The 24,613-nt window shown below is 60.0% G+C and carries 16 protein-coding genes; 11 read left to right on the top strand and 5 right to left on the bottom strand.

Going from position 1 to position 24,613, the window contains the following annotated elements:
* The first annotated feature begins 13 nt into the window (after positions 1-13).
* The 3 genes from AACW30_RS07885 (at position 14) to AACW30_RS07875 (ending at position 6,234) form a co-directional block, all read left to right on the top strand.
* Complete coding sequence (locus AACW30_RS07885) at positions 14-3,193, top strand: efflux RND transporter permease subunit (RefSeq protein WP_106578074.1); 3,180 nt, start codon at positions 14-16, stop codon at positions 3,191-3,193.
* Positions 3,190-4,605 carry an efflux transporter outer membrane subunit gene (locus AACW30_RS07880; RefSeq protein WP_200624663.1) on the top strand — a complete coding sequence of 472 codons (1,416 nt, stop codon included), beginning with the start codon at positions 3,190-3,192 and terminating at the stop codon, positions 4,603-4,605. The genes AACW30_RS07885 and AACW30_RS07880 overlap by 4 nt, the downstream gene beginning before the upstream one ends.
* 369 nt (positions 4,606-4,974) lie before the next feature.
* On the top strand, positions 4,975-6,234 hold the full coding sequence (locus AACW30_RS07875) for a hypothetical protein (RefSeq protein WP_200624662.1): 1,260 nt from the start codon (positions 4,975-4,977) through the stop codon (positions 6,232-6,234).
* 104 nt (positions 6,235-6,338) lie between these two features.
* Here the strand turns inward: AACW30_RS07875 and AACW30_RS07870 are convergent, their stop codons facing one another.
* Positions 6,339-7,349, bottom strand: coding sequence for an AraC family transcriptional regulator (locus AACW30_RS07870; protein WP_200624661.1), 1,011 nt, complete (start codon positions 7,347-7,349; stop codon positions 6,339-6,341).
* A 168-nt stretch (positions 7,350-7,517) separates the two neighbouring features.
* Here AACW30_RS07870 and efeU point away from each other — a divergent pair, with 168 nt between their 5' ends.
* Genes efeU through efeO (AACW30_RS07850) form a run of 4 tightly spaced genes read left to right on the top strand, consistent with a single transcriptional unit; the run spans position 7,518 to position 11,743 of the window.
* The gene (efeU, locus tag AACW30_RS07865) at positions 7,518-8,363 is read left to right on the top strand and encodes an iron uptake transporter permease EfeU (RefSeq protein WP_106578070.1); all 846 of its coding nucleotides are present in this window, start codon (positions 7,518-7,520) and stop codon (positions 8,361-8,363) included.
* A gap of 10 nt (positions 8,364-8,373) precedes the next feature.
* Complete coding sequence (gene efeO / locus AACW30_RS07860; protein WP_200624660.1) at positions 8,374-9,576, top strand: iron uptake system protein EfeO; 1,203 nt, start codon at positions 8,374-8,376, stop codon at positions 9,574-9,576.
* Between the two features lie 14 nt (positions 9,577-9,590).
* Complete coding sequence (efeB, locus tag AACW30_RS07855) at positions 9,591-10,898, top strand: iron uptake transporter deferrochelatase/peroxidase subunit (RefSeq protein ID WP_200624659.1); 1,308 nt, start codon at positions 9,591-9,593, stop codon at positions 10,896-10,898.
* A gap of 26 nt (positions 10,899-10,924) precedes the next feature.
* Positions 10,925-11,743 (top strand): iron uptake system protein EfeO, encoded by an 819-nt coding sequence (gene efeO, locus AACW30_RS07850; protein WP_106578068.1) that lies wholly within the window; start codon positions 10,925-10,927, stop codon positions 11,741-11,743.
* A gap of 84 nt (positions 11,744-11,827) precedes the next feature.
* Here the strand turns inward: efeO (AACW30_RS07850) and AACW30_RS07845 are convergent, their stop codons facing one another.
* Together AACW30_RS07845 and pssA are read right to left on the bottom strand one after the other, a co-directional pair.
* Complete coding sequence (locus AACW30_RS07845) at positions 11,828-16,582, bottom strand: hypothetical protein (protein ID WP_200624658.1); 4,755 nt, start codon at positions 16,580-16,582, stop codon at positions 11,828-11,830.
* A 335-nt stretch (positions 16,583-16,917) separates the two neighbouring features.
* Positions 16,918-18,261, bottom strand: coding sequence for a CDP-diacylglycerol--serine O-phosphatidyltransferase (gene pssA / locus AACW30_RS07840; RefSeq protein WP_106578066.1), 1,344 nt, complete (start codon positions 18,259-18,261; stop codon positions 16,918-16,920).
* A gap of 125 nt (positions 18,262-18,386) precedes the next feature.
* Here pssA and AACW30_RS07835 point away from each other — a divergent pair, with 125 nt between their 5' ends.
* Both AACW30_RS07835 and AACW30_RS07830 read left to right on the top strand, forming a co-directional pair.
* Positions 18,387-18,950, top strand: a complete 564-nt coding sequence (locus tag AACW30_RS07835; RefSeq protein WP_119740671.1) for a TetR/AcrR family transcriptional regulator — start codon at positions 18,387-18,389, stop codon at positions 18,948-18,950.
* A gap of 52 nt (positions 18,951-19,002) precedes the next feature.
* The gene (locus AACW30_RS07830; protein ID WP_200624657.1) at positions 19,003-19,497 is read left to right on the top strand and encodes a nuclear transport factor 2 family protein; all 495 of its coding nucleotides are present in this window, start codon (positions 19,003-19,005) and stop codon (positions 19,495-19,497) included.
* Between the two features lie 47 nt (positions 19,498-19,544).
* Here AACW30_RS07830 and AACW30_RS07825 read toward each other — a convergent pair whose 3' ends face one another.
* Positions 19,545-20,702 carry a PQQ-dependent sugar dehydrogenase gene (locus tag AACW30_RS07825; RefSeq protein ID WP_106578063.1) on the bottom strand — a complete coding sequence of 386 codons (1,158 nt, stop codon included), beginning with the start codon at positions 20,700-20,702 and terminating at the stop codon, positions 19,545-19,547.
* A 12-nt stretch (positions 20,703-20,714) separates the two neighbouring features.
* Positions 20,715-21,029 (bottom strand): hypothetical protein, encoded by a 315-nt coding sequence (locus tag AACW30_RS07820; RefSeq protein ID WP_200624656.1) that lies wholly within the window; start codon positions 21,027-21,029, stop codon positions 20,715-20,717.
* A 184-nt stretch (positions 21,030-21,213) separates the two neighbouring features.
* On the opposite strand from AACW30_RS07820, the gene ku reads away from it, so the two are divergent.
* Together ku and ligD are read left to right on the top strand one after the other, a co-directional pair.
* Positions 21,214-22,065, top strand: a complete 852-nt coding sequence (gene ku, locus AACW30_RS07815; protein WP_119740677.1) for a non-homologous end joining protein Ku — start codon at positions 21,214-21,216, stop codon at positions 22,063-22,065.
* A gap of 24 nt (positions 22,066-22,089) precedes the next feature.
* On the top strand, positions 22,090-24,600 hold the full coding sequence (ligD, locus tag AACW30_RS07810; RefSeq protein WP_200624655.1) for a DNA ligase D: 2,511 nt from the start codon (positions 22,090-22,092) through the stop codon (positions 24,598-24,600).
* Positions 24,601-24,613 lie beyond the last annotated feature (13 nt).

Raw genomic sequence — 24,613 nt, 5'->3', positions numbered from 1 at the left:
GATACAACTCAAGATGAATTTTTCCAAGTTCTTCATTTCGCGGCCGATCTTCGCAGCGGTGCTGTCGCTGTTGATCCTGATTGCCGGCGCGATCTCGCTGTTCCAGCTGCCGATCAGCGAATACCCGGAAGTGGTACCGCCGACCGTCGTGGTACGCGCCAACTTCCCGGGCGCCAACCCTAAAGTCATCGGTGAAACCGTGGCCGCTCCGCTGGAGCAAGCCATCACCGGCGTCGAGAACATGCTGTACATGTCCTCGCAGTCGACCGCCGACGGCAAACTGACCCTGACCATCACCTTCGCCCTGGGCACCGACCTGGACAACGCGCAGGTACAGGTGCAGAACCGTGTGACACGGACTCAGCCAAAACTGCCTGAGGAAGTGACGCGCATCGGTATCACCGTAGACAAGGCGTCTCCCGACCTGACCATGGTGGTGCACATCACCTCCCCGGATCAGCGCTACAACATGCTCTACCTGTCCAACTACGCGATCCTCAACATCAAGGATGAGTTGGCGCGGCTGGGCGGCGTGGGCGACGTGCAGTTGTTCGGCATGGGCGACTACTCCCTGCGTGTGTGGCTGGACCCGAACAAGACCGCCTCGCGCAACCTGACCGCAACGGATGTGGTTACGGCCATTCGCGAGCAGAACCGCCAGGTGGCGGCCGGTGCATTGGGCGCGCAACCTGCACCCAATGACACCAGCTTCCAACTGTCGGTCAACACTCAGGGCCGCCTGGTCACTGAGGAAGAGTTCGAAAATATCGTGATTCGTGCCGGTGCTAACGGCGAAATCACGCGGTTGAAAGACATCGCGCGGGTTGAGCTGGGTTCCAGCCAGTACGCCCTGCGTTCGTTGATCGACAACCAGCCGGCTGTGGCGATCCCGATCTTCCAGCGCCCCGGCTCCAACGCCATCGACATCTCCAATGAAGTGCGCGCCAAGATGGCGGAGCTGAAACAGAGCTTCCCGGAAGGCATGGATTACCGCATCGCCTATGACCCGACGGTCTTCGTGCGCGGTTCCATCGAAGCCGTGGTTCATACCCTGTTTGAAGCACTGATCCTGGTAGTGCTGGTGGTGATCCTGTTCCTGCAGACCTGGCGCGCGTCGATCATTCCGCTGGTGGCAGTGCCGGTTTCGTTGATCGGTACCTTTGCGGTGATGCACCTGTTTGGCTTCTCGCTCAATGCGCTGTCGCTGTTCGGACTGGTGTTGGCGATTGGTATCGTGGTGGACGACGCCATCGTGGTGGTGGAGAACGTCGAACGTAACATCGAGTTGGGACTGGAACCGTTCCCGGCCACTGAAAAAGCCATGAGCGAAGTGACCGGCCCGATCATCGCCACTGCGTTGGTGCTGTGTGCGGTGTTCATTCCGGCAGCGTTTATCAGCGGCTTGACCGGGCAGTTTTACAAGCAGTTCGCCTTGACCATTGCGATTTCGACGGTGATCTCGGCGTTCAACTCGCTGACCTTGTCCCCGGCCCTGGCTGCCGTCTTGCTCAAGGGTCATAACGCCCCCAAGGACCGTTTTTCCAAGGCACTCGACAAGGTGTTCGGCGGCTGGTTGTTCCGTCCGTTCAACCGATTCTTCGAGAAGGCCAGCCATGGTTACGTCGGCACCGTACGCCGGGTGATTCGCGGCAGCGGCATCGCACTGTTCCTGTACGCCGGGCTGATGGTGCTGACCTGGTTGGGTTTCGCCCATACCCCCACCGGTTTCGTACCGGCCCAGGACAAGCAGTACCTGGTGGCCTTCGCGCAATTGCCGGACGCCGCGAGCCTGGACCGCACCGAAGATGTGATCAAGCGCATGTCGGACATCGCCATGAAGCAGCCGGGCGTGGAAAGCGCGATCGCCTTCCCCGGCCTGTCGATCAACGGTTTTACCAACAGCCCGAACAACGGCATCGTGTTCGTGACCTTGAAGCCGTTCGATGAACGTAAAGACCCGAGCCTGTCGGCCGGCGCGATTGCCGGTGCACTGAACGGCAAGTACAGCAGCATCGAAGAAGCCTACATGGCGATCTTCCCGCCGCCGCCGGTACAGGGCCTGGGCACGATTGGCGGGTTCCGCCTGCAGATCGAGGACCGTGGCAACCTGGGTTACGACGAGCTGTACAAAGAAGTGCAGAACGTCATCACCAAAAGCCGTGGCGTGCCTGAATTGTTCGGCCTGTTCACCAGCTACACGGTCAACGTGCCGCAGGTTGATGCGGCCATCGACCGTGAAAAAGCCAAGACCCACGGCGTGGCCGTCAGCGACATCTTCGACACCCTGCAGATCTACCTGGGTTCGTTGTATGCCAACGACTTCAACCGCTTCGGGCGTACCTATCAGGTCAACGTGCAGGCCGAGCAACAGTTCCGCCAGGATGAAGACCAGATCGGCCAGCTGAAAGTGCGTAACAACAAGGGCGAGATGATCCCGCTGGCGACCTTTATCAAGGTCAGCGACACCTCGGGCCCGGACCGCGTGATGCACTACAACGGTTTTATCACCGCTGAAATCAACGGCAACGCCGCACCGGGCTACAGCTCCGGCCAGGCCCAGGCCGCGATTGAGAAGCTGCTGAAAGAGGAACTGCCCAACGGCATGACCTACGAGTGGACTGACCTGACTTATCAGCAAATCCTCTCGGGCAACACCGCGCTGTTCGTGTTCCCGCTCTGCGTACTGCTGGCGTTCCTGGTACTGGCCGCCCAATACGAAAGCTGGAGCCTGCCACTGGCGGTGATCCTGATCGTACCGATGACGCTGCTGTCGGCCATTACCGGGGTAATCATCTCGGGCGGCGACAACAACATCTTCACCCAGATCGGCTTGATCGTACTGGTGGGCCTGGCGTGCAAGAACGCGATTCTGATCGTCGAATTCGCCAAGGATAAACAGGCCGAGGGGCTCGATCCACTGGCCGCGGTACTGGAAGCCTGCCGCTTGCGTCTGCGGCCGATTCTGATGACCTCGTTCGCGTTCATCATGGGCGTGGTGCCCCTGGTGTTGTCCAGCGGTGCCGGTGCCGAGATGCGTCATGCCATGGGTGTGGCGGTGTTCTCCGGGATGATCGGCGTGACCTTCTTCGGTCTGTTGCTGACGCCAGTGTTCTACGTACTGATCCGTCGCTATGTGGAGCGCCAGGAAGCGCGCAAAGCGGCCAAGGCCTTGAAGCTGGAGACACAGCAATGAGCGTGAAAGTATTCCTGCCGAGCTTGCTGGTATTGGCGCTGAGCGCTTGTGCCGTGGGTCCGGATTACAAAACCGAGAAACTGGAGGCGGCCAACATCACGGCCGCCGCCGACACCAAAAGTTATGACCACGCCAAGTACGAAGGCATCTGGTGGCAGCAGTTCGACGACCCGACCCTCGACCAACTGGTGACCCAGTCGTTGAACGGTAACCGCGACTTGCGCGTAGCCTTTGCCCGTCTGCGAGCGGCGCGCGCGATTCGCGATGACGCGGCCAACGACATCATGCCGGTGGTCACCAGCCGTGCCAGCAGCGACGTGGGCAAAGGCCAGATCCCGGGCCAGACCACCAAGCGCGTCAACAGCGAGCGCTACGACCTGGGCCTGGACATGGCCTGGGAAGTGGATTTGTTCGGCCGCATCCGCCGCAACCTGGAAGCCAGCGATGCTGACCAACAGGTTGCCGAAGCCGACCTGTACCAACTGCAAGTCACCATGATTGCCGAGCTGGTGGACGCCTACGGTCAACTGCGCGGTGCGCAATTGCGTGAACGCATCGCCCTGGACAACCTGAAGAACCAGCAGGAATCGCGCACCATTACCGTCAGCCTGCGCGATGCCGGCGTCGGTGATCAGCTCGATGTGGAACGCGCCGACGCACGCCTGGCCGCGGTTGAAGCCAGCGTGCCGCAACTGCAGGCCGAGCAAGTGCGCGAGCGTAACCGCATCGCCACCCTCCTCGGCCAGCGCCCCGACAAGCTGACTGTGGACCTGAGCCCCAAAGACCTGCCGGCGATTGCCAAGGCGTTGCCCATTGGCGACCCGGGGCAGCTGCTGCAGCGTCGTCCGGACATCCTCAGTGCCGAACGCAAACTGGCGGCCGCCACCGCGCGTATCGGCGTGGCCAAGGCCGACCTGTTCCCACGGGTCAGCCTCAGCGGCTTCCTCGGCTTTACGGCCGGACGCGGTTCGCAGATCGGGTCTGCCGCAGCGAATGCCTGGTCCCTCGGCCCAAGCATCACCTGGGCGGCGTTTGACCTGGGCAGCGTGCGAGCGCGGTTGCGCGGCGCGAACGCCGAGGCCGATGGCGCCCTGGCAACCTATGAGCAACAAGTGCTGCTGGCGTTGGAAGAATCGGAAAATGCTTTCAGTGATTACGGCAAACGCCAGCAGCGCCTGGTCTCGCTGATCCGTCAGAGTGAATCAAGTCGCGCGGCGGCCGACCTTGCGGCGATCCGCTACCGCGAAGGCACGGTGGATTTCCTGGTGCTGCTTGACGCGCAACGTGAGCGTCTGGCCGCTGAAGACTCCCAGGCCCAGGCCGAAGTGGACTTGTATCGCGGGATTGTCGCGATCTACAAGGCCCTCGGTGGTGGCTGGCAGCCGGACACGGTGGTCGCCAGCAGTAAATGATGTAAAGCGCTCCTTTGGTTGGTCGCATCCAGCCAATTTTTAGCCCCACGCCCCCTTCGGTCGTGGGGCTTTTTTTGACTACTCCGCTGCTAAAAGCGTTATCGCATAGGCTACACAGGACATGCCAACGACAACACAACCAATAAATTCATCGGTTTAACGATGTTACCAAGGATCTATTGGGTACTGTCTATGACTCTCATCCTTTCACGCCAGCAGGTGTTGAGGTAGAAAAAGCAGGTGAGGTACCTAAGTACTTGAACAGAAAGCCGGATCAAACAGTTGAAATATTTTTGCTCCCCTCTTGGTAACAATCCAAAACTCTGTTGAAATCACAGGCTCGTTGAAATATTTAACAATGGATGGTTTATGGCGCTTTTTAAAAATGAAGCAGCAATGCAGAGCTGGATGGAGAAACAGCTAAAGTGCGTTGATGGCTTTTCAGAGCTACTCATTTCAAGTGATGTTCCACCGCCCACAACAACGGAAGAGGAGTCTATAACGAAGAGCTATGAGTTCTGCTTAAAAGCGCTCAACCAAAATATAGTCATTTCCGCCAACGAAAATATATCCCTTGATCCCTCAGACATACTAAAGCCAGATTTCATTCTTTACTCCACCGAGAGTGAAGCCGTAGTAATTATTGAACTGAAAAACTTGGCTGGCCCCTCGCGACAAGCAGGCACCGAGCTAGGCGCCTATACTGCTGAAATCAAACAATACCTCCCTCTTATTGCTGGCTCTGACGTACTCAGCATTGTCGTATCCACGCATTGGCCAGCTTTACTCAAACATCATATATTTAATGAAATAGTGTGGGGGGACAAGTGTGCTTTATGCCTAAGACCGATCGAGCAAAACAAAAAAATCATGTTGGAGTTAGTCCCGCCTAATGAAATGATAGAGGGAAGTCTCGCTGTCTCTTTAAGCGAGGAGCATTTAGGAGGATTCCATGTATCACTATATGATATGAACCTCTACTCCGGTGGCGCGAGAAACCGTATTGACATCTACATTGAGCAAATGAAAACAGCAGCTAAGTATGTCGCTGCCAAAGGGCGAGAACAGGGCAATAACGGCTTTGCTTTTTTATGGAAAAATGAACGCAAAGATACGCTAGCACCATACTTTATCACGATCGTCAATATCGCCCCCTTTAAAATGCTCGAACGTTTTGCTCATACTATTGACATTCTAAACAACTCAATTTTAGATAGAATTATAAAAAACGTCGTCATCGAATACTCTCCCGATGGGCACGGCGCATCAATCGGCGCTCAATCTGAGGATGCAATCCAGTTTCTTAGTACATTTTGTTCCGCGCAACCAGAAGGTTTTCTAAGCTGGCCGGACCTCAAAGCCTTCATGATGGAGTCTTCAAATTTAATTTCTTTCGAGGCTTGGGGTATATTTGAGAAAACGTTATTTAGCGAACTTGAAAAAGAGTATGCAGGGGGCAATATAACACTTAGGTCCAACGACCCCAACCTGGGATTAAAAGCGTTAAGCAAAGTCATTGATAGTAATTATAATTACACTGATTTACGATATTTCTATACCGACTCACTCGAGGACGAGGACGAGGATTGCTTTCTTCGTTGCAATGACAGCACAGATGAAAAATTTTAATCATTTGCCCCCCTCTGCGTGATAATGCATCCGGGCGATGCGTCCGCAAACAAGCTAACTTCCGCAGAAGAACACACCTGTAGTGTCTCATTTTCCTCGCACCTTCAACTCGCCTCATTCAGGATCAAACTACGGTAATGCCCGGGATTGGATCCCGACCACTTGCGAAATGCCTTGTAGAACGAACTGGCATCGGCAAACCCCAGCCGCGCAGCAATCTCGGCAAAGCTGATATTCGCTTCGGCCAGCCAGACGATCGCCAGTTCCTTGCGCACGCTGTCCTTGAGCCCTTGATAAGTCTGGCCCTCATCTGCCAGACGGCGGCGCAGGGTCGAGGCGGAAATACACAGACTGGCCGCTAGGCCGTCGGTTTCCGGCCACAGGTCGGGCGACATCTGGCGTAGATCGTGCTTGATCCGCGTGGCGAGGCTATCCGGGTCGCGGTACTTGACCAATATGTTGGCCGGCGCATGGGCAAGAAAGCGCTTGAGTTCTTCCGGGCTGCGCTTGATCGGCAGGTCCAGGCAGTCTGCAGAAAAGATCATGCGTGTGCGCGGCCGATCAAAACGCAGGTTGTCAGAGAACATCACCCGGTAATCGTCGTAAAAGTCCGGCTGCGCACAGCGCAGCTCAATCGCAAGGATCGGGATGCGCCGGCCGGCCAGCCAACAGGCGACGCCGTGCACAATCATCCAATAGGTGAAGTAGGTAAACGCGCGTTTGGGCGCAGGTTCCGCCAACACGATTTCCGCCAGGCTCTGTTGGTGCACCAACTGCGCGGGCATTTGCTCAAGCATCAGGGACAGAAACCCCAGGCCGGTTTGCAGGGCCGCGCCCAGATTGGGTTGCGCCATGGCGGCGCGGCACAGGAACGCCAGGCTGCCGGACTTGAGCTTGCGCGGGTCCATCCCAAAAAATTCATCATCCGTGCGCCGCGCCAGCAACCGCCACAAGCGCGCGTAAGCGGTGGCCGGCACGCGGGCACCGGGCTGCTCGAGCCAGGCCGGATCAATCCCGACCTTGCTCAACGCTTCAACCGTCGCCGCCCCCGGCGCGCAGCTCTGCGACAGGGCTTCGCGCACGAGGTGGATGGAAATGCTGTCTTTTTCCGACATGGGAAATGGGCTTATCGGCTGTACATGAAGATGGGGTGCATCATAAGGGCGGTTGCGATTCGCCACCACCGTTCAGCCGCAGTTCAGCAAAGCGCAACATTCCCTGTTTAGTAATGAGTATCATTATGTTACAAATTAGCATCCTATCCAGTCATGATGCGGTGCCGAATGCTCGTTCCCTTTCTAATCATGCTACGCGAAGGCATTGAAGCAGCATTGATCGTTGGCATCATCGCCAGTTACCTGCAACAAACCGGCCGCGGCCAGTGGATGCCCGCAGTATGGATCGGCGTGTTCCTCGCCGCTGCCCTGGCCCTGCTGGTAGGCGGTGGCCTGGAGCTGGTCAGCGCCGAATTCCCGCAAAAACAACAGGAATTGTTCGAAGGTGTGGTCGGCCTGGTGGCCGTCGGCATTCTCAGCTCGATGGTGTTCTGGATGCGCAAAGTAGCGCGCTCCATCAAGCATTCCCTGCACGAATCCCTGGACCACGCGCTGGCCGGCTCCAAGCATCAGGTGATCGCGCTGATCGCCATGGTGTTTTTCGCCGTGGCCCGTGAAGGCCTGGAGACGGTGTTCTTCCTGCTCGCGGTGTTCCAGCAGAGCGAAGGCCCGGGCGCGCCGATTGGCGCCCTGCTCGGCCTGATCCTGGCGATCGTCGTCGGTTTCCTGATCTACACCGGCAGCATGCGCTTGAACCTGGGTGCGTTCTTTCGCTGGACCGGCTTGTTCATCCTGGTGGTGGCCGCCGGCATCCTCGCCAACTCGGTACAAGCCCTGCACGAAGCCGGGGTGTGGAACCACCTGCAAACCGTCTTGTTCGACTTCAGCGCGACACTGCCGATGGATGGCCCATTGGGCTCGGTGCTGGCCGGGATGTTCGGCTATCAGGATGCACCGACCATCAGCACCCTGGGCGCGTATCTGATTTACCTGGTGGTGGCGCTGGTGATGTTCTTCCTGCCGTCCGCCCCACCCAAGCCTGTCGCTAACACCTCTTCCGTTTCCAGCCAGTAAGGACCGTCTCTTGTCCAACCCAACCCCTCAACCGGCTCTGCCTTCCCGCGCCTTGCGCTGGGCGGTGGCCGGCTCGGTGGTCGTGATGATCGGCGCCGGTGCGCTGTTCTATTACGCCTCGCAATTGGCCGCCGCCAAACGTCAGACCAACCACAATGAAATCGCAGTGACCATCCATGGCCACGCCTGCGAACCCAACGCGTTGACCGTGCCCGCCGGGCACGCGAGCTTTCGCATCATCAACCGCTCCGACCGCGCAGTGGAGTGGGAAATCCTCGACGGCGTGCTGGTGATCGAGGAGCGCGAAAATATCGCCCCCGGCCTGAGCCAGGTGATCAACGCCAACCTGCTGCCCGGCGACTATGCAATCACCTGCGGGCTGTTGAGCAACCCGCGCGGCACGTTGCACGTGACGCCGACGGCTGAGTCCGACGCCCAGGCCAAGGCCAAGCCGTCGATGGTGGCGTTTATCGGCCCGCTGTCGGAGTTCCGCGTGTACCTGAGCGGCCAGGGCAGTGCGCTGGTCAAGGCCGTTACGGCGCTGGCGCAGGCCATTGAAGCCGGCGACCTGGCTCAGGCGCAGGCGCTCTACGTGCCAGCCCGTGAGGCCTACCAGCGCCTGGCGCCGGCTTCGCAACGCCTGGCCGAGCTGGATAACGCCATCAACGCACGCGCCGACTACTTTGAAAAACGCGAGCAAGACCCGGCGTTCAGCGGCTTCCATCGCCTCGAATACAGCCTGTTCCAGCAGCACAGCCTGGAGGGCCTGGCCCCGATCGCGCAACGCCTGGTCGCCGACGTCACCACGCTCAAGCAACAACTGCTGGCCCAATCGCTGCCGCCGGAACAACTGGTGAGCATTGTGGTGCGCAACCTCAACAGCCTGGCGGATGTACGCGCCGCCAGCGGTGAAGAGGAACGCTACAGCCACATCGACCTGAATGGCTTTGCCGCCAACCTGGAAGCCGCCCACAAGGTGGTCGAGCTGATGCGCCCGTTGCTGACCAAATCCGCAGCTGACCTGCTGCCGAAAATCGACAGCGCCCTCGCCGCCTTCGATACCGCGCTCAATGCGTTGAAAGTCGACGGCCAGTACAGCCGCTACGACAGCGTTACGGCCGATCAGCGCAAGCAGATCGCCGACAAGGCCAAGGCTCTGGCCGTTGCACTCGATGGAATCGACCCCGCCCTTGGCCTTTCCGGCCTGCAGTGAAGACGACCTACTACATGAGTGATTCAGAACAGTTTTCCCCGCAACGTCGCCGTGTCCTGTTGGGCATGGCGGCCACCGGCGCCGCGATTGCCGGCAGCAGCTTGAGCTGCCCGGCCATGGCGGCTGCGGCGGCCGAGCAAGTCACCACTGCACCGCGCAGTGACAAGACGCAGGACCACCAGGATTTTTTCGGCAAGCACCAGAGCGGCATCGTCACCCCACGCCCGGCCTGCGGCATGCTGGTGGCATTCGACGTACTGGCCACTGATCGCGAAGACCTGGAGCGTCTGTTTCGCACATTGAACGAGCGCATCAGCTTCCTGATGACCGGCGGCACCGTGCCGCAGGTCGACCCGAAACTGCCGCCTACCGATTCCGGCATTCTGGGCCCGGTGGTCACGCCGGATAACCTGACCATCACCGTGTCCGTCGGCGAGTCGCTGTTCGATGAGCGCTTCGGCCTCACCGCCGTCAAACCCAAGCGCCTGAGCCGCATGGTCGGCTTCCCCAACGACGCATTGGAGCCGGCGCAGTGCCACGGCGACCTGAGCCTGCAGTTCAGCTCAAACACCCCGGACACCAATATCCACGCCCTGCGCGACATCGTCAAAAACTTGCCGGACCTGTTGCTGGTGCGCTGGAAACAGGAAGGCAGCGTGCCGCCGCAGGCGCCAGCCAAACCCGGCGAGCCTGCGCAGAGCGCGCGTAATTTTCTCGGTTTTCGTGACGGTTCGGCCAACCCGAACTCCAACGACGACAAGGCCATGGACCAGATTGTCTGGGTGCAGCCCGGCAGCGACGAACCCGCCTGGGCCGCCAACGGCAGCTACCAGGCCGTGCGCATCATTCGCAATTTCGTCGAGCGCTGGGACCGTACCCCGCTGCAAGAGCAGGAAAGCATTATCGGGCGCATCAAACCCACCGGCGCGCCCATGGATGGCGACAAGGAAACCCAGGTTCCCGACTACAGCAAGGACCCGGAAGGCAAGCTGACCAAGCTCGATGCTCACATCCGCCTGGCCAACCCGCGCACCCCGCAGACTCAGGCCAACCTGATCCTGCGTCGGCCGTTCAACTACTCCAACGGCGTCAACAAAAACGGTCAGCTGGACATGGGGCTGTTGTTCATCTGCTACCAGGCTGACCTGGAGAAAGGCTTTATCAGCGTGCAAACCCGGCTCAACGGCGAGCCTCTGGAGGAGTACCTCAAGCCAGTCGGCGGCGGGTATTTCTTCACCTTGCCAGGGGTCACCGGGCCTGCGGATTTCATCGGGCGCACGCTGCTCGCTGCAACGCACCCTCAAACCACTGCCAACACCTAAAACAAACCAGAGCGGAAAAACGTCCCATGAAGAAGTCGACTATCGCGTTGTCGTTGTTAATGACCCTCTCGCCGCTGGCAGCATTCGCCGCTACCGCGCCTCTGGACCTGGTAGGCCCGGTGTCGGACTACAAGATCTACGTCACAGAAGAAATCGGTGAGCTGGTCACCCAGACCAAGGCGTTCACCGACGCCATCAACAAGGGCGACCTGGCCACCGCCCAGAAGCTCTATGCCCCGACCCGTGTTCACTATGAGTCCATCGAGCCGATCGCCGAGCTGTTCAGCGACCTCGACGCCTCGATTGACTCGCGCGTTGACGACCACGAAAAAGGCGTGACCGCTGAAGACTTCACCGGCTTCCACCGCATCGAGTACGTGCTGTTCTCCGAGAAGACCACCAAAGGCCTCGAAGCGCTGACCGCCAAACTCAACACTGACGTCAACGACCTGAAAACCCGGGTTGACGGCCTGACCTTCCCACCTGAGAAAGTGGTCGGCGGTGCCGCTGCCCTGCTGGAAGAAGTGGCGGCCACCAAGATCTCCGGTGAGGAAGACCGTTACAGCCACACTGACCTGTATGACTTCCAGGGCAACATCGACGGCGCGAAGAAAATCGTCGACCTGTTCCGTGGTCAGCTCGAGAAGCAAGACAAGGTCTTCCTGACCAAAGTCGACAAGAACTTCGCTGCCGTGGACAAAATCCTGGCCAAGTACAAAACCAAGGACGGCGGCTTTGAGACCTACGACAAAGTGAAGGAAAACGACCGCAAGGCCCTGGTAGGCCCGGTCAACACCTTGGCTGAAGACCTGTCGACCCTGCGCGGCAAGCTCGGCCTGAACTGATAAAAAGCCCCAGGCCCTGCACTTGAGCCAGTGCAGAGTCTGGGGCTTATTCAGCGTAGCGCCGGGTTTGCCCTCTTAGACGGCCTACGGGGTTGTCGATTTGAAGTCTGGCAACGGCGTGGCATCCGCCCTCCCCGTTTTTGGATTGATCGCATACCAGAAGCCATTGACCCTGGACGCGACCACGGCGACGCCCTGGCTGGTTCCAGCCACGCCCGTCGGCGCAGGCGCGGGTGCAGGATCCCACCCTCCCGCCAACCAGTAAGCCCTCAACTTCTCCTCAACCGTGAGCAAGTGTGGCGCGGCCTTGCCCAGCATCGAAGCACTGGGGGCCAGATGCGACAGTTTGAACAGGCCCTTGATAGCGGCATTTACCAATTGCGCATACCCGTCCGCCGGATTCATCACCGCACTGGAGAACAACGCCGATTCCTTGACGAAATTGAAGGCCCTGTCGCCAAAGCTCGCCACCGGCTTTGTCCAGGCAATTTTGGGCCTGGCCGGCGCCACAGTGCCGCCCAGCCGGCGAACCAGACCGCCTACCGGGTTGGGCGTGAGCGTCTTGGCCGTGCGCAGCAATGAGCGGGCCTGGCCTCCCGCGCCGATAACCAGCCCGCCCACGTCCAACGACAAGGCAAACAGGCCCTTGCCGATATTCCCGTCCGCAAACTCCTGATAAGCCCCCACGAACGGCACAAGCCCCTTCAAGATGGCCTTGTCACGACCCAGGACTTCCCGCTTCTTTTCCAGCGGCAGTGTGCCCTCGGCCCGTTGCAGCAGCGCGTCGTCGCTTTCATATAAATTACGCTCGGCAATCAGCGTCACGATGCGTTGCGTCTTCGCCGATGCAAAGGTGTCCGTGATGACACTTCCCACTGCACCACCGGCCGCGGGCGTGTCGCCGACAATCGGATTGCCGATGCTTTCAACGATGACTCTGGATGAGACATTCGGCCGGGGCACGGTGCCTTTCAAGTAGGCGTCAAAGTCCACATTCAGCTCGAAACCTGCGGTGAAGGCGGTCGTGTAGATGCCGCTCAACCCCAAGGGATTGGGTTTGCCGGCAAGCACATCGCCCAGCCGCAGGTTATTGGGGAGGTCGGTGCGCTTGGTGATCTTGCCATTGGCAAACACTTCGAAGTAACACACCGCCTTGCCCAGTTCGACCCTCATCAATGTCCCTTGCCGCCCCCGGACCGCCTCTCTATCCGCATCGGTCTGCTTGACCGGAGGCAGCCCCGTCTCCCCTCGCACGGTGAACAACCTGACCACGCTTTCAGGGTTGCTCAGAAGCTGACGATCGGGCAGCGGGAGCTTGGCAAACATGAGTTTGAGCTGGGTTGCGTAAGCTTTTTTGAGCGTCGCGGTGTGCGCATCGACTGCGGTTTTCAGCAGGGCCTTCAAATCGGGCAGCCTGCGAATTCGTTCATCAAGTTCGGCGCGTTTGTCGGCGGGCGCCTCGACGTCCAGGTTGAGTTGATAGGGGCTGGATCGGGGCCGGACCAACCTTTGCGGCATGTCGCTTCTGAGTACCCACTTGCCAGGTATCAAGTCGCCGGTCATGTACGTTTCTACAAGCGAGCGTGTACGCGGTTCGGAAATGGGCAGGTTGCGTCGGGCGCTTACATCGGCAATCAATACCTTCATGCCCTCCAGCTGGCTGGGCGTGCTTGGCGCAAACACCTTGAGCAACTCCCGGAGTGCAATCGCCTTGCGCGCCGGTACTTCTGCCACGGCGTTCATTGCATCGTTGACCTCCTGGCGCTGTTTGAAGAACGCCTGGCTGGCTTTGTTGATCGCCGACCGCGGGTGTTCTCCTCCAGCGGCTGCGGGAATCACACCATTGAGCACCGCCCAATCCAGCAAAATCTTCATGGCGCCCAATTGCATCAAGGTGGCCTGTGCTTCGCTGGTAGGGGCCAGCGCAGCCAGATCGCTGATGTGTGCCTCGTTCATCATGCGGCTGGTCCCTGGCGCCTTGAGCTCCGCCATCTCGCAGCCCAGGCGCAGTTCCATCCAGGCAGGCGTGCCGATCCGTATTTCCTTGGGCACCTCCTGGACGAGAAACTCCGGCGCCACCTGAGCCAGACGGATCTGGGCCGCCAACACCGCAAGTTTTGGCTCAAGCCCTCGTTCAAGCTGCAGGTGTTTCTCCAGGTCCCGACGTACCGCAGTCAACGTGCGGCCCATATTGCCCGGTTGGTAAAGGCTATAGCCGCCAATGTAGCCCGGCGCTGCAGGGCCATCCGGCTCTGCGTGCAAGGTAAGTGCGGCCACGGCCAACTGTTGGCGCACCGTCTGGGGCGTTGGCGATTCCCGCCACTTCAGAACATAAGCCAGGTCATCACCAAAGTTCAGCGCATCGGGGCTGCCGAGAAATTTTTCCAGGTGTTCAGCCGGATGCTGTTGCAGCGCCTCAAGAGTGGTCTGACCAAGGTAATTGAAACGGCTCACGGCCGAGCCACTCAGACGCTCGCCAGCCTGGGCCTTGAGGATGGCTTTGTCGCTCGGGGTCAATTGGCCGGGGGACCACGGGGCCTGCAAAAGCCCGGAGTAATCACCGAGCGCCGGCGCGGGCGGCAAGGCGCTGCGCAGCCACCGCACCATGTTGCGCGTCTCGCCAGCGGTCCGGGGTGAGCCCAATCCCTTGTGGTCCAGCATCTGGCGGATGTCGTAATAAGACACCGAGTACAGGGCGTTTCCACGCGACTGGCTCATGTTGACCAAGTGGCGCAGTTCAAGGTCGATGCCGCGCTCGCCAGTGAGGCGGCTGCTCAGGTCTATCCACTTCCCCTGCGGGAGCCGGTGTTCGAATTTGCCTTCGGAAACCCGGAACGGCTGCCCTGGCCAAAACAGGCCCTGGCGTTGCAGAGGCGTGCGCACGGCAGGCAACTCGGTGAACCTCTGCAGGCTCGCCCGCGCCGCATGATCGCCCATCACCATCGGTGAGCTCGCCGACGGTAGCACCGGCTCTTCTGACCAGTCCCACGGCGTATCGTCAGGCGCGTTCTTGACCTGGTTTTCCAGATAGTCGGCCAGGTAGGCACGTTCATCCAGGTCACCGATCGCTTGTCGCACGCCCTCCACGCGCGTGCTGATGAGCCGATACTGGTCGGCGGGCATCACCAGCCCGGTGGTCTGCAGCTGCGTCATCAACCGCTCCCGGTCCCCAGTCCAGACCGACTCGGGCAAACCGTAAGCCTGCAGGACAACGGAAGTGGGCACCCACGACTCACCCTCCGCCAGGTAATAAATACCCTTGTCGGCCGGGTCCATCACCTCCCTGATCAAGCGCAGCTTCGCGCTGACTTGCCACCATCCGGAATCGTCCGCGGTGCTGAATGTAACCGCGGTGCGCACGCCGTCGCGGTTGATGAAACCGCTGATACTGTCCTTGTGCAGCCTGAGCCCCTGGGTTTCCAACCCCTTGCTTTTGAACCACGACTGCAGCTCCGGCTGGGCCAGGACGTGCCGATAAACGTCCAACGCCGCCGCCATGGACGTCCCCTGCGGGACCTCAACAATGGAATAACCCGTGTGCATCGAGCTGAGCAGGTCGTTACCAAACGCGGCGTCAACAGACACACGGTCCGGGTTTTCGGGGCGTGAGGAAGGCAGAGTCCAGTGGGGAGGCGATGGTGGCAGGTTGTTGCTCAGGCCGGTGATGGCCGAGTAAATGTGCGCAAGCGTACTGGGTGACCCCAGCCCGGAAAACGCCAGGAACTGACGCGCATCATAAACAGGCTGCGAGTACAGGGTGTTGCCGATCGGCCCGGTCATCTCGACGAGTTGCTTGAAGTCGCCCTCAAGAGCACGGATAGCGGCTTTTTCGGCCGGGTTGCCGCCTGCGCCGACCTTGCTGATCTCATCCTGCAGCATACGGCCCAACGAAAACCATTGAGTATCACGCTGGCGTATTTCCAGGTCGCCCTCGAAAACCCGGTAGATGTTGTCGCCGCCGCCGAAGCCGATCTTCTCGATAAATGTCTTGAACGATGGCGACGCCAGCCATGCGATAAAGCGTTCGCGAGGCAGCCGGCTGTTTTGCGCCAATGTCGACTCAGGCTGAACCATTGCAGGCTGGTCGCCCAGATTGAGTGTGCCCTCCTCCTTCGCGTCCCTGATCAGGTTCTGCAGTTGAGACGCCAGGTTCATCCGTGCGTCAATGTCAGCGCTTTTTTGCTGAAGCTCACCGAACTGCTGGCGCCAGAACAGGCGTTTTTCGTCGGCTATCACCGGCCAGCCCGCGCTCTTGAGCAGCTCGCCCAACGGCTGTCTTTCTTTGTCGGAATGGGGGGGTTCTACGCCGTAGAAATGAAAAACCGCGTCCAAATCACGGAACGGTGCTTTTTTCCTGCCGGGCAGCAATACCCCGAAAGGGTCAGGCGACAACTTGTCGGCCGCCTCGGTCACTTTCGCCCCGACCTCGCCCCAGCCTGATCCGTCTGCAGCGGTAAACCTGCGCCTGACCTTTACACCGTTGACCGACACGGTGCCTTCCACGCCATCACTGAATACACGCACCGTGGCCACGTCCACGCCATTGGCCTTGAACCAGGCCTGCACCTGTGGCGCCCATGCGGCTTTGCTGAGCGCGTCAATAAATGGCCGGATCGATGCGTTACGCGCAAAGGGCTGGTCTTTGATGTCGCCAGTCATCAACCAGTGAATGAGGGTTTGTTGCAGTTTTTCATCCGCCCTGCGTGCGTCGACGTCCTGCGGAAAGCTTCTGCCTGCACGCTCAGCTTCGGCCGACTGGCCGGTACTTGCCGATGAGTTTTCGCGCTTGTAGCGCAGTGCGGCCTGTTCAAACCTGGCTTGTGTCAGTTGCCCGTCCAACCGGCGTGGCGCGCCTGCCAATGACGCATGTTCAGCGTTGCGGGAACTGTCCTGAGGGGTGGGCGCGGCCGGGGAAGCACGCGGTTCAGTTTCACCGTGTAGGCCTGATGGGACAAATGAAGGCGTGGGCGTACGAATCAAGGAAATGGTCGACATTTCAAGCTCTCTTCACGTTTGACCGCAAGAGTTCTAGTCCTTAAGAACCGTCGACAAAAAGACTACGAGAGAACCCGAAGGCCAGGTGTAGGAGAGTTCTCAATCTGTCGCTGAACCAAGCCTGCCGGGCGAGCAGCCGGGCTTGATCAGGCCCGGCTGCTGCTCTATGCCACGAGGGCTTACAAGATGCGGTACAGCAGCCGCTCGATGCGCACCCGGCTGACCCGTCGCAGGAACTTGCCGACAGCCGGCGGATAGTCCACCAGGGTCTGCAACTGCTGATACCCTTCGATGCGCGTGGTGTGCTGGAAAATCTGCGCCAGTTCGGTACGCCGCGGCTCCAGCCATTGGCCGCGCGGGTCATCGATGAGCAACGCGTTTTCCAGGTCGAGTCGGAACGCTCGTGGGTTCAGATTGTTGCCGGTGAGCAAGGTGTAGCGCTGGTCAACCCACATGCCCTTGAGGTGATAGGTGTTGTCGCCGTCGCGCCACAGGTGCAGGTTCAACTGGCCGCTGTCGATCATCGGCTGATGGCGCTTGGCGAAACGGCGCAGGCTGATTTCATACAAATAAGGCAACGCCGCGATCACCTTGAACGGCTCGCTGGGCGGGATGTAAAAGTCGTTGGCGGTTTTGTCGCCAACAATGATGTCGATCTTGACCCCGCGCGCCAGGGCGCGATTGATTTCACGAGTCACCGGCAGTGGCAGGTTGAAATACGGCGTGCAGACCGTCAGCTGATGCTGAGCACTGGCGATCAACTCAAGGATCACGCGGTTCAGAGGGTTGTTCTTGCCGACGCCGAGCAGTGGGCTTACCAACAGGTGGCCGTTGGGCAACAGCCCCGCAGTGGTGTCATACGCCGCATGCTTGAGGCGGCTGCGCAAATCGCCGATATCGTTGCGCAGGCTGCGGGTAGTAGGCGGGTTCGGCAGGTCCAGGCGATGCACGGCCTTGGAGGCAATCAAGCCGTGCTCCAGCAAATGCTGCATCGAGTCGGCCAGCGCCTGGCTGTGGATCAGGTGGTAGCGGTCAAAACGGTACTTGTCGAACTTGTGCAGGTACACGTTATTCAAGCTGGCGCCGCTGTACAGCACGCTGTCGTCGATCACAAAACCCTTGAGGTGCAACACGCCGAACAGTTCGCGGGTCTGCACCGGCACGCCGTACACCGGCACTTCGCTGGCGTGGCGTTGGGTCATGGCCTGGTACCAGGCACTGTTGCCGGGTTGCTTGCCTGCGCCAATCAGGCCGCGCTGGGCGCGCAGCGAGTCAACCACCACGACGATGTCCAGCGCTGGCCGTGCAGCCTTGGCGGCGTGCAAGGCATCGTAGATCTCCTGGCCGGCTTCATCCTGCTGCAAGTAGAGCGCAACGATGTAGATGCGCCGCGTGGCCTGGGGGATTTTCTCCAGCAGGCAACGGCGAAACGCATCGGCGCCGGACAGCACGTCGATCGACTCGGGAGACAGTGGGAAACCACGCAGTTTTGGCAACAGGGAGCGTTTGAAGAACGACGGCATAAGGCTCGCAATGGGTCGAATCCGAAGAGGCCCCGAGCTTACACCATGGGGCAGCTCAGGTCTCGTCGCCCGCGATGGAAAAAAGTTAATTGACCATGGAGAACGTTCGTTCTACTGTGCGAAGCATGAATGAATTAATCAGCAACGACACCCGCGATATTATCCTCGATGTCACCGAAAAGTTGATCTATCGCCATGGCATCGCCGCCACCGGCATGGACTTGCTGGTGAAAACCGCGGGCGTCTCGCGCAAAAGTATTTACCGGTACTTCGCCAATAAAGATGAGTTGGTGATTGCCGCCCTGCACCGCCGCGATGAGCGCTGGATGCAATGGCTGCGCAGCGAAGTCGAACGCAGTGAAGGCAGTGGAGAACGCCTGCTGGCGCTGTTTGACGCCCTCAAGACATGGTTTGGCTCGGCAGACTTTCGCGGGTGCGCCTTCATCAACACCAGCGGTGAAACCGGCGACCCGCACGACCCGGTACGCCTGCTGGCCAAGGCGCATAAACAAAAACTGTTCGATTACGCACTGCAACTGTGCAAAGCACATGGCACCCCCGACCCTGAACAGCAGGCCGCGCAACTGCTGATCTTGATCGACGGCGCCATTACCGTTGCCCTGGTGATGGGTGATTCAACAGCTGCTGATAATGCGCGCTGCATGGCGCGAACGTTATTGCAACTTTGAACGCATCAACTGAGCAACTTTCGATACACCTAATTGTTTTCAGGAGCTGCCCATGTCATCCAAGGCACCGTCATCCGACGCAGACGTTCGCCCGCCGCTGCCACCGTTCACCCGCGAGTCGGCCATCGAAAAGGTTCGCCTGGCCGAAGACGGTTGGAATTCCCGCGACCCGCTCCGCGTATCGCTGGCCTACACACTGGACACGCAATGGCGCAATCGCGCTGAATTTGCGCACAACCGCGAAGAGGCCAAGGGTTTTCTGACCCGCAAGTGGGCTAAAGAGCTGGACTATCGGCTGATCAAGGAATTGTGGGCCTTCACCGGTAACCGTATCGCCGTGCGCTATGCCTACGAATGGCACGACGATTCCGGTAACTGGTTCCGCTCCTACGGCAATGAAAACTGGGAATTCGACGAAAACGGTCTGATGGCCAACCGCTTTGCCTGCATCAATGACCTGCCGATCAAGGCGAGCGACCGCAAGTTTCACTGGCCGCTGGGTCGGCGACCGGATGATCACCCGGGGTTGTCCGACCTCGGGCTTTAAGCCGGTTGCGACGCGAAATGTGGGAGCGGGCAAGCCCGCTCCCACAGTTAGTCCTGATTCAGGCCGACCCGATACAGCACACCATTATCCTCATCAGTCAGCACATACAGAAACCCATCCGGCCCCTGCCGCACATCGCGGATGCGCGCTTTCAAACCTGCGAGCAAACGCTCTTCATGGATCACCTTGTCGCCGTCGAACTGCAAGCGGATCAACTCCTGGCTGGCCAGTGCGCCAATGAACAGGTTGTGCTGCCACGCCTTGAAGCGGTCGGCGTCATAAAATGCCATACCACTGATCGCCGGTGATTTTTCCCAGACGTGATGAGGCGCCACGGTGCCTTCCACTGTCTTGCCCTTGGCCTCGGGAATCGGTGTCAGCGAATAATTGATGCCGTGGGTCGCCAATGGCCAACCGTAATTCTTGCCGCGCTCGATGATGTTGATTTCATCACCACCGCGTGGGCCGTGTTCGTTTTCCCAGATGGTGCCACTCCAGGGGTTCAACGCCAGGCCTTGCGGGTTGCGCTGGCCGTAGGACCAGATCTCGGGGCGTACACCCTGTTGGCCAACGAACGGGTTGTCCTCTGGCACGCGGCCGTCCGGGAAGATCCGCACCACCTTGCCTTGCAACTTGTCCAGGTCCTGGGCGGTCGGGCGATCATTGTTTTCACCCAGGGTCACGAACAGGTAGCCATCGCGGTCGAAGGCCAACCGCGAGCCAAAGTGATTGCCGGTGGACAGCTTGGGCTCCTGGCGCAGGATCACTTTGAAGTCCTTCAGGCCGCTCAGGTCATCCGCCAAGCGCCCGCGTCCAACGGCGGTGCCGGCCTTGCCACCCTCGCCGCCGCCTTCGGCGTACGACAGGTAGACCATGCGGTCCTGCTTGAAGTCCGGCGACAGCACCACATCCAGCAAACCGCCCTGCCCTTTGGCCCACACTTGGGGCACACCGGTCAACGGTGCAGAAAGCTTGCCGTCGGGGCTGACAAAACGCAGATGACCTGGGCGTTCGGTCACCAGAAAGCCTTGCTTGTCCGGCAGAAACGCCACTGCCCAGGGATGGTCGAGGCCTTTGACGATTGGAGTCGCGGTGATGCTGCCTTGTTCGCTCGGGAATTGCTGGGCATCGGCGGCGTAAACCGCCGCCAGTGGCAGCAGCGTGGTTGCGCAAATAGCGGCTAGAAGGGTTTTGCGTAGCAACATAAGACGGAGTCCTTACCGGCGATTGCCGTTGGCATCATAGGTGGGAGCTTTGGTTTCGGTTGTGGGACGGCTCGGGGCGGCCTCACGTTTGGGATAGCGATTGCCAATGCCGCCGTTTTCCACGGTGGGTGCGGGGCTGGTCGGCGCGGTCTGAATTCCCCGTGTTGCCGGCGCATTGGGCTGGGTGCCCTGCATGCTGTTGGGGTTGGCCCGATGAATAGGGCTGTTGTTGGAGTCGTAGCTGCCAGGCAGGTTTTGCGCCTGGGCCAATGGCGTGAGCGCCAGGCCCAACGCCAGTACTGCAAGGTGACGCACACAGCTGTTCATGACAAAGCCTCTCTTGGGCGAGTGGTACGTGCTTTCGATAACACGCTACGCCTTGGGTTCGGCTTTCGACACTAAATTGTTTCTCATCAGGTGTAACACAATCTGTCCGCGCATCTGCTCGCCGAAACTTTTCCCGGCGCCTGTGAGTCACCAGAACACAGTCTCTTCTCAAGGAATTGCAGGCATGCCAAGGGCAATCTGGAAAGGCGCGATCAGCTTCGGCTTGGTCCACATCCCGGTATCACTGGTCTCAGCCACGTCTTCCCAAGGCGTTGATTTTGACTGGCTGGACAAACGCAGCATGGACCCGGTCGGCTACAAGCGCATCAACAAGACCACCGGCAAGGAAGTCACCAAAGAGAACATCGTCAAGGGCGTTGCGTTCGAGAAAGGCCGCTACGTGGTGCTCAGCGAGGACGAAATTCGCTCGGCGCACCCCAAGTCGACCCAGACCATCGAAATCATCGCCTTTGTCGCCAGCGACCAGATCCCGCTGCAAAACATCGACACGCCCTACTTCCTGGCCCCGGATAAACGCGGCGGCAAGGTCTACGCACTGCTGCGCGAAACCCTGAAAAAAACCGGCAAGGTGGCCCTGGCCAATGTGGTGCTGCACACCAAGCAGCACCTGGCGGCGTTAATGCCGCTGGAGTCGGCGCTGGTGCTGGTGATGCTGCGCTGGCCTGCCGAAGTGCGCAGCCTGGACGAACTGGAACTGGGCAGCGACGTCACCCAGCCGAGCCTGGCCAAAGGTGAGCTGGACATGGCCAAACGCCTGGTGGAGGACATGAGCGCCGACTGGCAGCCCGACGAATACCGCGACAGTTTCCAGGACAAAATCATGGCGCTGGTGGCCAAGAAGGCCAAGGCCGGCAAGATCGAAGATGTGGAAAGCCAGGAAGGCAGCGAAGAGCGCAAATCGGCGGATGTCATTGACCTCACCGAATTGCTCAAGCGCAGCCTGGCCGGCAAGCCCGCCGCCAAGCGCGCGACGAAAAAGCCTGCCGCGAAGAAATCCGCCAAAAAGGCCTCTTGAGCCCGCCATTTGCTGGAGAACGACATGGCAAAGCCCCTGAGCGAATACAACCGCAAACGTGATTTCGGGATTACCGCCGAGCCCGCCGGCAGTGCGCCCGCGGGCAAACGCAAAGCCTCGGCGCTGTCGTTCGTGATTCAAAAACACGACGCGCGAAACCTGCATTATGACTTTCGCCTGGAGCTCGACGGCGTGCTCAAAAGCTGGGCGGTGCCCAAGGGCCCCAGCCTGGATCCCACCCAGAAACGCCTGGCGGTCCACGTTGAAGATCACCCGCTCAGCTATGGCAATTTCGAGGGCAGCATCCCGGCGGGGCAATATGGCGCGGGCGATGTGATCGTGTGGGATCGCGGTGTCTGGCAGCCCCATGAAGACCCGCACAAGGCCTACGCGGCCGGCAAGCTCAAGTTCACCTTGGTTGGCGAAAAACTCTCCGGCGACTGGGCCTTGGTGCGCACCCGCCTCAAAGGCAGCGGCGACAAGGAGCAGTGGCTGCTGATCAAGGAAAAGGACCAGCAGGCGCGCCCTTCCGATGACTACGACATCGTCGAGGCCGAGCCCAAAAGCGTGCTCAGCGACGCCTCGGTCGGCAAACCCAAAGCGCCGGCCAAACGCCAAAAGGCCGCGGCCGCCAAAAAAGCACCCGTCGCCAAACGCGCCGATGCCCTGCCCGAGCAATTGGCCCCGCAGCTGGCGACCCTGGTCGATCGCGCACCCGAAGGTGACTGGCAATACGAAATCAAGTTCGACGGCTACCGCATGCTGGCGCGCATTCGCGACGGTGACGTGCGTCTGTTCACCCGTAATGGCAATGACTGGACCGACCGTCTGCCGCGTCAGGTCAAAGCCCTGCAAACCCTCAAACTCAAGGACAGCTGGCTCGACGGTGAAGTGGTCAGCCTCAATGGCGAGGGGTTGCCGGACTTCCAGGCGCTGCAAAATGCCTTTGACATTGGCCGCAGCCTGGACATCGTGTATTACCTGTTCGACGCGCCATTTCTCGACGGCCAGGATCAGCGCAGCGCACCGGTGCAAGAGCGCCGCGCTGCGCTCAAATCCGCGCTGTCCGCGAGCCGCAGCAAACTGCTGCGGTTCTCCGAAGCCTTCGCCGCCAACCAGCGCGACATTTTCGAGAGCGCCTGCGACCTGGCGCTCGAGGGCGTGATCGGCAAGCGCGTCGGCAGCCCATACGTGTCGAGCCGCAATGCCGACTGGATCAAACTCAAATGTCGCTTGCGCCAGGAGTTCGTGATCATTGGCTACACGCGGCCTCAGGGCTCGCGCAGCGGCTTTGGCGCGCTGTTGCTGGCTGTCAATGACGATTCCGGGCTGGTCTATGCCGGGCGCGTCGGTACCGGGTTTGATCAGGCATCGTTGAAAGCCATCTATGCGCAGCTCACGCCCCTGGAACGCAAGACCTCGCCGCTGCACAAACCGCTGACCAGCGCCCAGGCGCGCGGCGTGCATTGGGTGGAACCTCAGTTGGTTGGCGAGGTGAATTTCGCCGAGTGGACCCGCGAAGGCGTGGTGCGCCAGGCATCATTTGTTGCGTTGCGCACCGACAAGCCGGTGGCGCAGATCATTCACGAGTTGCCGCGCAAGGCCACATCCGTCACCAAGGCGGCCCCGAAGGCAAAAAAGGTCAGCAGCGGCGTGAACATCACTCACCCTGACCGCGTGATCGACAAGCAGAGTGGTACGCAAAAACAGCAATTGGCCGACTTCTATCAAGGCATCAGCGCATGGATTCTGCCGTTTCTGCAGCACCGACCGGTATCGCTGCTGCGCGCGCCCGAAGGGATTGAGGGCGAGCAGTTCTTCCAGAAGCATTCCGAGCGCCTGGCCATTCCGAACATCAAGCAGTTGGACCCGGCACTGGATCCCGGTCATGCGCGCCTGCTGGAGATCGACACCACCGACGCCCTGATCGGCGCCGTGCAGATGGGCACCGTCGAGTTGCACACCTGGGGCGCGACTGTCGACAAAATCGAAACCCCTGACCTGTTTGTGCTCGACCTTGACCCGGACCCGGCGCTGCCGTGGAAAGCCATGCTGGAGGCGGCGCAACTCACGTTGTCGGTTCTGGATGAGATTGGGCTGCAAGCGTTTGTCAAAACCAGCGGCGGTAAAGGCTTGCACCTGGTGGTGCCGCTGGCGCGCCGGGATGGCTGGGACAGCGTCAAAGCCTTCGCCAAGGCCATCGCGCAGTTCATGGCCGCGCAGTTGCCAGAACGGTTTACCGCGACGTCAGGGCCGAAAAACCGCATCGGCAAGATCTTTATCGACTACCTGCGCAATGCGCGCGGCGCAAGTACGGTGGCCGCCTATTCGGTGCGCGCACGGCCCGGCCTGCCGGTATCGGTACCGGTGAGTCGAGAGGAGTTGAACGGTTTGCGCGGCGCCCAGCAGTGGACGGTGGCAAACCTGCATGAACGGTTGGATAAACTCAAAGCCGACCCGTGGGCCGGCTACGCCAATCGGCAGAAGATCACCAAGAAGATGTGGGACAAACTGAGCGCGAAACCACCCGCGTGATGCGCGCCTGGGC

It is taken from the genome of Pseudomonas sp. MF6747, from assembly GCF_963890955.1.
GTDB lineage: Bacteria > Pseudomonadota > Gammaproteobacteria > Pseudomonadales > Pseudomonadaceae > Aquipseudomonas.
Note: the sequence above shows the minus strand (reverse complement) of the source record. Positions and strands in the feature narration are given on the sequence as shown.

Excerpts from the sequence above, each read along its gene's own strand:
- AACW30_RS07825 (WP_106578063.1), bottom strand. The coding sequence starts at position 20,702 with ATGTTGCTACGCAAAACCCTTCTAGCCGCTATTTGCGCAACCACGCTG.
- AACW30_RS07880 (WP_200624663.1), top strand. The coding sequence starts at position 3,190 with ATGAGCGTGAAAGTATTCCTGCCGAGCTTGCTGGTATTGGCGCTGAGC.
- AACW30_RS07830 (WP_200624657.1), top strand. The coding sequence starts at position 19,003 with ATGTCATCCAAGGCACCGTCATCCGACGCAGACGTTCGCCCGCCGCTG.
- AACW30_RS07820 (WP_200624656.1), bottom strand. The coding sequence starts at position 21,029 with ATGAACAGCTGTGTGCGTCACCTTGCAGTACTGGCGTTGGGCCTGGCG.
- ligD (WP_200624655.1), top strand. The coding sequence starts at position 22,090 with ATGGCAAAGCCCCTGAGCGAATACAACCGCAAACGTGATTTCGGGATT.
- efeU (WP_106578070.1), top strand. The coding sequence starts at position 7,518 with ATGCTCGTTCCCTTTCTAATCATGCTACGCGAAGGCATTGAAGCAGCA.
- AACW30_RS07875 (WP_200624662.1), top strand. The coding sequence starts at position 4,975 with ATGGCGCTTTTTAAAAATGAAGCAGCAATGCAGAGCTGGATGGAGAAA.
- efeO (WP_106578068.1), top strand. The coding sequence starts at position 10,925 with ATGAAGAAGTCGACTATCGCGTTGTCGTTGTTAATGACCCTCTCGCCG.
- efeB (WP_200624659.1), top strand. The coding sequence starts at position 9,591 with ATGAGTGATTCAGAACAGTTTTCCCCGCAACGTCGCCGTGTCCTGTTG.
- AACW30_RS07885 (WP_106578074.1), top strand. The coding sequence starts at position 14 with ATGAATTTTTCCAAGTTCTTCATTTCGCGGCCGATCTTCGCAGCGGTG.
- pssA (WP_106578066.1), bottom strand. The coding sequence starts at position 18,261 with ATGCCGTCGTTCTTCAAACGCTCCCTGTTGCCAAAACTGCGTGGTTTC.
- AACW30_RS07835 (WP_119740671.1), top strand. The coding sequence starts at position 18,387 with ATGAATGAATTAATCAGCAACGACACCCGCGATATTATCCTCGATGTC.
- AACW30_RS07870 (WP_200624661.1), bottom strand. The coding sequence starts at position 7,349 with ATGTCGGAAAAAGACAGCATTTCCATCCACCTCGTGCGCGAAGCCCTG.
- ku (WP_119740677.1), top strand. The coding sequence starts at position 21,214 with ATGCCAAGGGCAATCTGGAAAGGCGCGATCAGCTTCGGCTTGGTCCAC.